General features: G+C 58.0%; 10 protein-coding genes and 1 pseudogene. 5 read left to right on the forward strand and 6 right to left on the reverse strand.

The annotated features are described in order from the left end of the window. Window positions 1-278, forward strand: a pseudogene (locus FS320_RS46240) (chromate transporter); the annotation flags it as partial. A 234-nt stretch (window positions 279-512) separates the two neighbouring features. Here the strand turns inward: FS320_RS46240 and FS320_RS31010 are convergent. From FS320_RS31010 to FS320_RS46245, 3 genes are all read right to left on the reverse strand, one after another. Continuing rightward, complete coding sequence (locus FS320_RS31010; protein ID WP_152716224.1) at window positions 513-1079, reverse strand: recombinase family protein; 567 nt, start codon at window positions 1077-1079, stop codon at window positions 513-515. Window positions 1080-1830: 751 nt separating this feature from the next. Next, a complete protein-coding gene (locus FS320_RS31015; RefSeq protein ID WP_152716226.1) occupies window positions 1831-2166 on the reverse strand; it encodes a hypothetical protein in 336 nt (111 codons plus the stop codon). A 251-nt stretch (window positions 2167-2417) separates the two neighbouring features. Then, on the reverse strand, window positions 2418-2660 hold the full coding sequence (locus FS320_RS46245; RefSeq protein ID WP_162003361.1) for a helix-turn-helix domain-containing protein: 243 nt from the start codon (window positions 2658-2660) through the stop codon (window positions 2418-2420). A 175-nt stretch (window positions 2661-2835) separates the two neighbouring features. Between FS320_RS46245 and FS320_RS46250 the strand changes: the two genes are divergently transcribed. The 4 genes from FS320_RS46250 to FS320_RS31035 all read left to right on the forward strand — a co-directional run bounded on the left by FS320_RS46250 (window position 2836) and on the right by FS320_RS31035 (window position 5337). Further along, a complete protein-coding gene (locus FS320_RS46250; RefSeq protein WP_162003362.1) occupies window positions 2836-3159 on the forward strand; it encodes a hypothetical protein in 324 nt (107 codons plus the stop codon). Window positions 3160-3379: 220 nt separating this feature from the next. Then, window positions 3380-3721, forward strand: a complete 342-nt coding sequence (locus tag FS320_RS31025; protein WP_152716230.1) for a DUF6634 family protein — start codon at window positions 3380-3382, stop codon at window positions 3719-3721. Window positions 3722-3736: 15 nt separating this feature from the next. Then, window positions 3737-3988: a hypothetical protein gene (locus FS320_RS31030; RefSeq protein ID WP_152716232.1), complete on the forward strand. Its 252-nt coding sequence runs from the start codon at window positions 3737-3739 to the stop codon at window positions 3986-3988. A 59-nt stretch (window positions 3989-4047) separates the two neighbouring features. Beyond that, window positions 4048-5337, forward strand: coding sequence for an AAA family ATPase (locus FS320_RS31035; RefSeq protein WP_162003363.1), 1290 nt, complete (start codon window positions 4048-4050; stop codon window positions 5335-5337). Between the two features lie 54 nt (window positions 5338-5391). On the opposite strand, the gene FS320_RS31040 is transcribed toward FS320_RS31035, so the two are convergent. Genes FS320_RS31040 through FS320_RS31050 form a run of 3 tightly spaced genes read right to left on the reverse strand, consistent with a single transcriptional unit; the run spans window position 5392 to window position 9985 of the window. Beyond that, a complete protein-coding gene (locus FS320_RS31040; RefSeq protein WP_152716236.1) occupies window positions 5392-7380 on the reverse strand; it encodes a hypothetical protein in 1989 nt (662 codons plus the stop codon). Beyond that, window positions 7377-8930: a site-specific integrase gene (locus tag FS320_RS31045; RefSeq protein ID WP_152716238.1), complete on the reverse strand. Its 1554-nt coding sequence runs from the start codon at window positions 8928-8930 to the stop codon at window positions 7377-7379. Before FS320_RS31045 ends, FS320_RS31040 begins: the two co-directional genes overlap by 4 nt. Beyond that, window positions 8927-9985 (reverse strand): tyrosine-type recombinase/integrase, encoded by a 1059-nt coding sequence (locus FS320_RS31050; protein WP_162003365.1) that lies wholly within the window; start codon window positions 9983-9985, stop codon window positions 8927-8929. Before FS320_RS31050 ends, FS320_RS31045 begins: the two co-directional genes overlap by 4 nt. Between the last annotated feature and the right edge of the window lie 380 nt (window positions 9986-10365).

A 10365-nucleotide genomic window follows, 5' to 3' on the forward strand; every position in this document is an offset into this window, starting at 1 on the left:
CGCTGCTCTGCTATGGCGTCACGAAGATGTGGAACCATTATCGCGGTCGGCATTGGCATACGGCTTTGGAGAACGGGCTTGCGCCGATCGGAGCCGGGCTGATCCTTGCCGGCGTGTTCGCAATCTTCCGGGTTGCAGGGGCGGGCATCCTGTCCTGGGTCGTTGCCGGCGTGGCCGCCGCCATCCTGGCTTGGCACCCAAAGCTCAACCCGCTGATCCTGCTCGCGGGCGGTGCCGTCGCCTTCGCGACCTGGCACGGCATGGTCCCCAGCGGGTGAGTCCTATTACCGGCGTGGCAAAGGTGTGGGTGGATCCTGCCCTGTCACCCCAAGGCTTGGGCTTTTCTCTTGTGAAGACTGCCGCGAAATGGCTGGCTTGGCGCGGACGCGGCTGATCGCGAATGGCCGCTATTGGCACTTTCCGGAAGAAGGGTTGATGTCGGCTCAAGGATCCGAGACCGGACTTTCCAGAGGGCTCCTGATCTTCTGGGCGTGACCCGAAGCGGTCATGTATCAGTCAGGCTCCCGCTTACTTGCCGGGAAATGACGGTAGAAGGTCGAGCGCCCGACTTGCAGCAGCTTCGCGACCTTCGCCGGGCTATCGCCCGCCGCGAGCAACTTGCGGGCAGTGTCGAGCATGTCTGGCGACATCACCGACTTTCGCCCTCCGCCATTGCCGCCTTTGGCACGCGCCGCCGCCAGGCCCGCGATGGTCCGCTCCTTTATCAGCTCGCGCTCCATCTCCGCGACCGAAGCGAGGATATGGAATAGCAACCGGCCCGACGATGTGGACGTGTCGAACCCGTCCGTCAGTGATCGGAAATCGACCTTGCGCGCCGATAGGACGGCCGCCAGCTCGATCAGCCCCTGGATTGAGCGGCCGAGCCGGTCGAGCTTCCAGATCACCAGCGTGTCGCCAGCACGCACGAACTCGAGGGCTTCCGCCAGCCCCGGCCGGGTTGCCTTCGCGCCACTCGCCTTGTCGGTAAACAGCTTTTCGCACCCGGCCTTGGTCAGGGCGTCGGTTTGCAGCGCCAAATCCTGATCGGCCGTCGAGACACGTGCGTAGCCGATCAGCATCTGTCCCGTAACTCCGTCCCAACCCGCCAGTTTCGGGAATCATATTTCGGGAACAGGTTTTGGGAAAGCCAAACCTGCTTTCCGGGTGTCTTCGCGCTCCGGCCCTGGCTGTCCCCCTGGAGGATCCCTTGCGAGACACGTAGGGCCAAGCGCTCGCCTTTTCAAAAGCCCCTATCGCTTTACTGCCCAGGCGCGACTTGGCGGCTCTTCTGCCTCGGTCGTTTCTTCACCACCTTCGGCAGATGGTCTTGCACCGGATGAGTTCGGTCGGCATGTTGTCCCTGTTGTCACGGTAGCGAACTTGATCGCGGCGGCATCGGCGTAGTTACAACTTCTCCATGCTCCACGCATTGATGCCGAGTTCGACCCCGGTGGAGAGACGCCTCGTTCATGGGTGGCATCCGGTGAAGGCCAAACGGTGTTCGCAGGCGCTGAATGGCAGGAAAGTTGGGATTACATCACACTCACCCCGTCCGATCCGTCCCGTTCCAAGCATCGCCTGACCCGTCATCGCGGTAGAAGTGGGTCCGATCCCCGGTCAGGATCTCTACCAGCCCATCGACCTCTTGCACCACCTTGTCGATCTGTCGGTACTCCGGGCATCCGATTGGGATTTCGGCAAGCGACCGGGTGAGGAGGTGTCGGGCTGGCCGCAGGGACTCAAGCAACCTGCTGGCGATCGAAGGAGTCATCATCCGACGAGATCGCCTTGAATGACCATGGCGCATGGGGTCAAGCCTCCGGTAAACACCTACCGATCAGCGTGGCTGGCCGGATTGGTCCCGGCTCGGCCCCGGACGTATCCGAATGATATCGCCGAGGCCAAACGCCCAATGCGCTGCTCCAAAATTTCGTGCTTGATGAGTAGAGCACGGATAGCTGTCCTCGGGTTGCCGCCACAGGCATCGATCACGGCGGTGACGTTCGCCTCCAATGGATCCACGTCGCCTTCAGGGTGAACTTGATCAGTCATCATCATCTCCTTGGAGGAAAGCAACGGTACCGATTTCAAATCGCGCAGGCCATCCATATGTTCGCTCTTTGTTCTGTTACTGTGGAATGCGGGGACATCTGTTTCATCACGCATTATCCAATCCATGTGCCTTTAGGAAAAGCGGGATCCAGGCCGACACCGCCGTGAGCATCGCAGCCGTGCGGTCTTAAATCTCAAGGAATTGCCAGCGAGGCCTTCTGCGCATTTCCTGCTGTCTGCCGCCAAACTGGGACCAGCCTGAGAGGATGCATGAAATCAGCAAGCCAGATTTGAACCAAGGGCCGCCCCAGCCAGATGGGATCACTACACTTTGCTGTTTCCCACAGGGGGATTTCCAGCGATGTTCACTTCAGGTTCTTGGGGAGCCGTAAGCCTTCGCCTTCATCGTCGGTTTCCTGAAGGAACCGGATGCCTTGGCGCTCGTACACACGTTGTACCGCCTCGAGCACGTCGATGGTCACCTTTGCGGCTCCAGACTCCATGCGCTTCACGGTCTTGTCGCTCAAACCTGCGGCTTCGCCGACCTGCTCCTGAGTGAGATTCAGGAGGAGACGTGCGGCTTTCAGGATCTTGGGCCTCGCTAACATTCGGCCACATCGGCAACGCTCAGGTTGCCTTGTCAACAATTGTCCCATCAAGCGCGCGTTTTGTCCCATAGTTGGGTCTTTTTGTCCCTTGAAGGGACAAAGCTGATGGACAAGGCATGGGGTGAAGCCTATACGGGCCAAGGATTCGGGATTACGAATCAGGGAGGCGCTTCGAATGTTTGGGCTCAAGGACGATGGATTCGATGATGCGGAACGCATGCTCTTGACGGCTGACCGCCTCGAACGCTTGGCGGCAGACCTCAGGACGATCCACGCCGGTACCGGCCCAAGCCAGAGGCGACTTGCCAGCGCCCCGGTCATCGATGATTGGGCCTTTGAGTTCCTACCCACTCAAGCGATCTTCGGAAATGTACACGACGAGGCAGCCGGGAGGCCTCTCGCATTCTTCACGACAGACCTTTGGGTACTCGCAAAGGAACAGGGGTGGGTACTCACGCTCGCAGGCTTATTCAGGCTCGGCATACCTGACGGCACCTGAACCTCGGGTCATCGGCTCTGCGGGGGCAGCGCCACAACCCTGCTTCTGCGTTTTCATCGACCGTTCACCGGCTCCAATCACGCGAAGTCATATCTTGAGACCACCAAACCCCAAGTCGATGTCCCGCTAGGCGGGCACCCGCGACCTACTCAATCGGATACCCGATGCGAGTGCAATGCGGCGCAGTCCCTCTTGTCCAACTCAATGGAAACGAATTGCGATGATACTCATTACTCGCGAGCATGGCCCCTTCCGCGGACTCCTCGACCTCGAAATCGATCGTCTTGTTCGTCTGACCGCGGATCTCATGGCAGTAAGGCACAGCAGGGGGCCGACTAAGTCGGATCTTGAGGACACGCCGATCCTCGGCAATTGGGAGCGTGGCACCCGGTCCGTCGCCTGCCTGATCGGCAATGTCTGCGACCATCCGATGCTGCCCGGCAAGGAGCGCCTAGTCGCCACATCCGATCTCTGGATTTTGGCTCCTGACCAGGGATGGGCGAGGACGATGTCGCGATGGTACCGCCTCGGACGCCCACGTGAGGCCAGTCTAATTTCGTGACGAGGGAATGGATTCGTGGCCACCAAGGAAACATCCGGGGAAGCTAAGCGCATCCGCGCTACACTCAGGCACTTCGAGCGCCGCAAGAATGCGGCTGTCGCGGGTAGTCACCTGCCGACCGAAGTCGAACTGCTTGCCGGAATGCCTTTTCTCGGTGCCGACATCCAGCGCGACATGCAAGCCTTCGCGGAAAGGTTGATGCCTCGCCTTCAAAGGCAGGCCGACCACGCTCCCACGCTCATTTCGCAATGGTCTTTCATAGCCTAGAACAATTGACCGTCACTGCCGGAGTGGATGAGGTCAGGTCGCTTGCGGATGTACTACGAGTGGCGGCGACCTCCCTCCCTGACGGAGCCAAATCGTGGCGGTTGCGCTGCCAGATCTATCTTGCCCATCTCGGCGACCATAGTGCCGCCATTGAAATCGCCCGCCAGACGATCACGGCCGTGATCGGATTGGAGCGTGATCCCACCGAATGGGAATATGCCATCCCCTTGATCACGTCCGCCTTGGGTTGGATGTCCTTTGCCACATCCGACCCTGCGTTCGAGTACTTCGGGAAGGAAGCGCGGATGCTGCGCACGCGGCGGCCCGCTGATCTAGTTGCTCACGACGGCTGGATCCTGACCAACCTCATCGAGATGCAAGCCGTTTCCGAGCAGGCGGCAAAAGTTCAAGCGGCACTTGAGAAGCTGCCGAAAGAGGACTTGGCAATATCTCCGGCTAGCTCGACTCGAAAGGAAGAGCTGGAGGCCAACTCCCCGTCCTCGGTCATCGTTTTTCGGCAGGTGGGAAATGCGACCACAAGCGAGGGAAAAAAGGTCGCAAAGGAGCTAGAGTCACTTACCGGAAAGGCTTTACCTTTGGTTCCCGTGCTGGACTTGGTACAGGCAAGGACCGCCTTACACAGGGAGTTTCCCTTTGCGACCGACGCGATCGATCAAATACTCGTAGACCTCGTCCCTCGCTCACACGTCCAGATCCGCCCCACGGTTCTCGTTGGTGCGCCAGGATCCGGAAAAACGCGTTTGGCGCGCCGTCTCCTGAGTGTGCTCAGCATCCCTCATGACGTCGTTCCATGCGGTGGACTCTCGGACGGAAGCTTTGCGGGGACGCCTCGTCGGTGGTCAACAGGCGAGCCGTCTCTGCCAGTCGCACTCATCACTAGACACCGGATCGCTGGACCGGGTGCAGTGCTCGACGAGATCGAAAAGGCTGGCACCTCCCGCTTCAACGGGCAGGCACACGACGCGCTCTTGGCTTTCCTTGAGAAAGAGACGGCATGCCGTTTTCATGATCCGTACGTGCAAGCACCCTGCGACGTTTCCCATGTGAGTTGGCTCATGACAGCGAACTCGCTCGAAGGCCTGCCAGCCCCACTGAGGGATCGTTGCCGGATCATTTCGGTCCCTGAGCCGAGGGGCGAGCATCTGCCATTGATCGCCTATCGCATTCTTGCTGAACTACTTACTGATCAGGGACTGGATTTCCGTTGGATCACTCCGCTTGATGGAGTTGAGATTGAAGCTCTCACAAGGGCATGGCCAAGCGGGTCCCTGCGCAAACTCCGAAGGATGATTGAGGTGGTCATAGCGAGCAGGAGTATCACGCACTGAGCTAGCGATGTACGTCAAGGTTGAAGCGGGAGAGTCGCACGCGCGAACTTGAACTTACTCCTCGGAATCATCCTCGGGTACGGATGGCCTCTCCGGCTGTACAAGAGTGCCGTCGGGGATTTCAGGATCGTTGTGGATCGCCAATATGGTCTTAAGGCCGCGTGCCATCCGCTGATGTGACTCGACCCAGCGTCCGGCGCCATATGTTCCATCTGCCGATTCCACTTGCGCCTTGGAAAGCAGGAACTCCGTGTCATCCAAAAGGCGCTCGGCCTCGTCGCGGTGTTTGGCGTCGCCTTTGACTATGATGTGTTCACCACACAATCCATCAGCGCATGCCTCATGGTGCATGCATGGCACGAGGCTCCAGTCATGAGCGCAGAGGCCGATATCCGTCGCGTGTCCCGTCGCAATCTGCGCCTCGCGGAATCGCTGTCGGTCTTGTGGTGGGAGACGATCATGCACCCTTGCAAGAGGGCCGCGGATGTTACCGGATTCAATAAGGGTCCGGATGCGCTTGGCGAGCGCTTTTCCCGATACGTGATCGTAGTACGCATTTTGCGCGACATCCTTGCGGCCCGCCCATCGTGCGAGCTCCAAGTCGCTCATACCGCCCTCAAGCGCGAGAGTGTTCAGCCAGTCTCGAAACTGGTGGGAGTTCATCTTGATCGGATTTCCCTGACTGTCGAGCATCCCAAACCGCTCAAACACCGACTTCGTCTTATGCCCGCCTAGAAAGCGCACGATCATACCATCGGTAAGAAAGCGAACCGAACCGGGTATGCTTGAGCGGGCCGCATGGGTCATATTCGCCGGAATCAGCAGCATGTGTTCATGAAGGGCCAATGGGCTATCGTCAGGAACTACAGGCCATTTTGACGCAAATGCTGTGGCAATGTCGCCGATCCGGACCTCAAGCACGCGATTGCGATAGACTGGAGCACCCCAATCTATGCACCACTGGGCGCCTCCGCCACTTCCTTTTCGTAGTCCCAATGCCTTTTCGAGGCGGCTCGCGGACACCATCTCATCAGGAGCGTAACCATCCAATCCTGGGATTGGAACCATGCCGGGGTTATTTAGCATGAAAAGAATGGCGTTACGTGAGGGCTGGGTGATGCGCCGTATATCGGCGATCGCTCGTTTCGCCAAGTCAATCAGGGGGCTGGGGATCCATTTGGGTAGCGGAGGAGCACCCTTTTCCCCGTAGTAGCGGATCCCATACCGTACCACAGGCATTCCATCGCCTCCCAAGAGAGGCTCACCATTCACGGTCGCCACCTCCTCAACCTCGCAGTTCTCAGGAATTGTAAGCAACTCGTTTATTCGCCAGCCACCGCACACCAGAAGTTCGATGACTCTCATCTGGAGGACGTCGGCATCATCAGTGACGAGATTCGAGAGCCTCGCCAGCGCATTGAGGGCCTCATCGCTCGGGAGCTTCTTCTTCCTTCGAGCGTCCGCCTCCGCTCCGATTCGCCGTTCGCTGTCAATCGGACGGGGATTTGGGTTCTTGAAATCAATCCTGATCCTACTTAAATTGTGTCGGTTGATCCAACCCACGATCACAACAAGGTCCTTGCCGACGCTGTAGGCGGTTGCCGGACTATCGACTTTCCGCGAGGCCGCCGCAGCTTTCGAAAAATGGTCAGGAAGAAGCAGACACGGGTCATACGCGATACCTTCCATCTCTGCATGCAAGTATCGACCTGCCCGTATGAGGGCACTGTGATTCGGATGATGCTTCCCACCCGCATCTTCTTGCAGCCGGACCAGCGCCTTAAGGAAGTTAGCAAAGGGCTGCTGAAGGTGCTTGCGCCCCTCGGGACCTCGAGACCCTGGTTTGGACTCCGTAAAGTAAAGGTTCTGAGCACCGATATTCGCGCTCGAGACGCGCAGTCTCTTAATCAGCTTGACCGGCCAAATTGGCTCGTCGAAATCGATCTCTCCAAAGGCGGCGATGTCCCTTGCCTTCGAGATGAATGCCTGAAGATTCGCATGAGCCCCTTGTAACCGCGCTGAAGGTAATACTCGGACGTTCATGCAAGCTCCGTTCCATGTATAGCCTCGATGCGGGCGATCACGTCGCCAATGGCCAGGATCGTGGCGTCATGAATGGCGACCATACGGCCATCACAGCCAGCGGCCAGCTTACGATCACGCCGTACGAGCAGGTAGTGCAAGATCTTGTCGTGTGGACCATCCATCCAAGGCTGGAATTGGACGCAGGTGTAGCAGGCCAGCGGGGCGAACAATCCACAGAATGAGTACTCACCGCATGTCCCTAATCCCTCGGCCTCCTCGGTGCGCTTATCGAAGCTCATGATTCGGCTGCGAGGATCATCGCCGCGCACTGCTCCGGCCTCGCTGCCGACAATTTTGCCAAGGAAGGCTTGGGCGATTGGTCCTAGGGCCAAGGCTGTGGCTCGGTCCAGAGATTCGACAATGTCAGACTTGATATCAAAATAGACGTGGACGTTCTGCAAGTCTGTATGGTCGAGCGCCTCCGCAAGCTCTTGGGCACTCGCCCCCTCGCGGACTAAGCGAGTGGCAAAGGTATAGCGTAGCCGACGAGTGGTCACATGGAGAAGCTTTTGCGTCCGTGGGGAAATGACGCCAAGTCTTCTAGCCGCGCGCTCGACCAGCAAAGTAAAGTCGTCTGTGTAGAGGTGCATTGCGTACTGAGCCATAGGCCCAGTTGACTGATCAGGCCGTGGCGTTCTACGGACAAAAAGTGGGAACTCATATGCCTCATTAGGCCAGCCATGGACCTCTCGGTAGTGCCGGTTTTGCTCGATCAGCTCAAGAATGCGCTGACCAATTTCCATTGTGAGCTTTCGCGTCTTGAACTCCGTCCGGGGTAATTGATGCGGCTTCTTCGTTCGAGGCACCCTGATCTGGATGAATGATTGACCGCCCTCGGTCAGAATCTCGACGTCTTGCTCACGTAGAAGAGCAGCTTGGAATGGGTTCGGCCCAAGCGCGATGCACAGCCACAAGGCAGCTTGTTCATCAAGCAAGAGCGTCTTGCGGTTATGGGCTGCTCGGAGCGCATTGAGCAGACCGGTAATCTCCAGATCGTTAAGGGGTCCGGTCTCAGGATCAAGAGAAAGGACCGCTTGCCCCTTGAGCCGTCCAGGAATCCTCTTCTCGTCGAGCTCGAAAGCCACTTCTGCTGAGAATGCCTCGCAACCACGATCGACACAGGATCGGTACCAATGACGGAAGTAGTGCATCTCCCAAACGTCACGCCCCACGTACTGCCAGAGCTCGCTGAAAAACTCCGCGGGGATTTCCATCCGGTCCCGATCAGCTTTGGAGAAGCTCGCAGAATTACCGAGCTTGAGCAAAATACCAAAGGTGAGGTGCACTGTCTTTGCCGACTTGGTCCTTACTAAGTCCGCTATATATTTCACCGTCGCCGCAAGTATTTCAGATGATTGGATCGGCATCATTTCCCAATCCAGAGACACTGGCCCGCCTGCGTAGTTGAGATCCCAAGTCGTCCCAGACGCGTCCATCGTGAGCCCAGCGTGGTCGAGGATCACACCTTGCGACGGAAACCATCCTTGCTCGCGTTGCACTATCCTCATCGGTTGTGACCTTCCGTGCTTTTCTGTTGCATCCGGGTCATCAAGGCTTGTGCGCGGCGGCGAGTGTGTCGCCTAGTGTAGCGATCGCCTTGGTTGGAGTTCTTCGTCCATCCCATGATGTAGTTTCGAGCTTGCTTCTCCTCGGCCTCTTTGAGGCCCTGCGCGTCAGCCGCGGCTGAGAAGCGGTCATTGCCAGTGTGCCGCAGGAGGTGAGTCGTGAAATCGTCCGGCAACCCAGGCACACGCTTACGCAAAAGCTCGAACATGTCGTTGATGGTGCGCGCGCCGATGGGTTTGCCGGTTCGGGAGACGAACACATACGGCGTTCGTTTCGCCCCAGGATATCGGTTCGGGTCGGTCCGATGACGCACCACCCACTCTAGCAGAGCCGTAGCCAATTCGCGGCTGAGTGGCACTTCCCGCGGCAGAGTCTTGATCCGAGGCTCGACTCCCCGCGGATCGGCCGGATCGTCGGGATCCCTTACGATCACGAGAGAGGGCTTGTCGCTCCCCAATCCGATAAGATGCTCCCCCTTGATTTTCATGCCCTCGGCACGGCGGATGCTTGTTACATAATATAGCAGCAAGAGCGCGTAGTTTCGGGGCTGATGCTTCTTTTGGAAAGGGTTCAGGGGGCTCCCCGGCCTGATCGCCTCCAAGAAGAGCTCTTGGGTGGGTTCGTCGATGCCCTCACGCTCTCTTGGGTGTGGCTTTGCCAAATTCTCAACCATCTGGCGTTCGAACATATCAAGCCGATGCCGGGCCTCTGGTAACTTTGGATCGCTGGTTTTGATCCTCTGCACAACATTGCGCACATGCCATGCTAGGAAGTCTCTCACCATGTGGCATCGGTTATAGTAGGTACTATGTCCGACCGTGGTGGGCTTTCTCCTTTTCCTCGGAGACTTCTGGGTCTTAGCGGAAACCTCCTTCTGGTAGTTGACGCGCAACGCGGTGCGGAGGTTCTCAATCTCGAAGGTGGTAAGCAAGTCAACAGACGCGATCTTTGCCCACAGATCGATTCCCCTGGCTGCTGCCCAGTTGAGCGCGATCACGATGGCTCGGAGATGGTTCTCCAATGTTCCGGAGGATCCCTCTCGCGACCGAAGGACCAATGCGGCGTACAGGGTTGGCGCATAGGCCAAGATCCCATTGGCGTCCACGATCGCTGGAAAGCGCTCGCCGCTGGAAAAGCGGATTGTCTTTACGCGAAAAGGTGCAATTTCCGCATACATTAGAGAGCCTTTCGCAGGCAATCTTTACAATTCTAGTCTCCCGCAACTTAAGAAAAATATCTACTTGCATTTGTAATAGGGGCAAAACCGTTGGCGATCACGCTAAGGAGCAGCGGTCGCTGACCAGATCTGCCAGGCGCGGGACGGCTGGCGCATCAGCAATTCCCAGTCTATCGCCAAGATAGCTCCAGAATGACACT

This window comes from Microvirga tunisiensis, from assembly GCF_009296175.1.
Taxonomy (GTDB): domain Bacteria; phylum Pseudomonadota; class Alphaproteobacteria; order Rhizobiales; family Beijerinckiaceae; genus Microvirga; species Microvirga tunisiensis.

Excerpts from the sequence above, each read along its gene's own strand:
- FS320_RS31010 (WP_152716224.1), bottom strand. The coding sequence starts at position 1,079 with ATGCTGATCGGCTACGCACGTGTCTCGACGGCCGATCAGGATTTGGCG.
- FS320_RS31015 (WP_152716226.1), bottom strand. The coding sequence starts at position 2,166 with ATGCGTGATGAAACAGATGTCCCCGCATTCCACAGTAACAGAACAAAG.
- FS320_RS46245 (WP_162003361.1), bottom strand. The coding sequence starts at position 2,660 with ATGTTAGCGAGGCCCAAGATCCTGAAAGCCGCACGTCTCCTCCTGAAT.
- FS320_RS46250 (WP_162003362.1), top strand. The coding sequence starts at position 2,836 with ATGTTTGGGCTCAAGGACGATGGATTCGATGATGCGGAACGCATGCTC.
- FS320_RS31025 (WP_152716230.1), top strand. The coding sequence starts at position 3,380 with ATGATACTCATTACTCGCGAGCATGGCCCCTTCCGCGGACTCCTCGAC.
- FS320_RS31040 (WP_152716236.1), bottom strand. The coding sequence starts at position 7,380 with ATGAACGTCCGAGTATTACCTTCAGCGCGGTTACAAGGGGCTCATGCG.
- FS320_RS31045 (WP_152716238.1), bottom strand. The coding sequence starts at position 8,930 with ATGAGGATAGTGCAACGCGAGCAAGGATGGTTTCCGTCGCAAGGTGTG.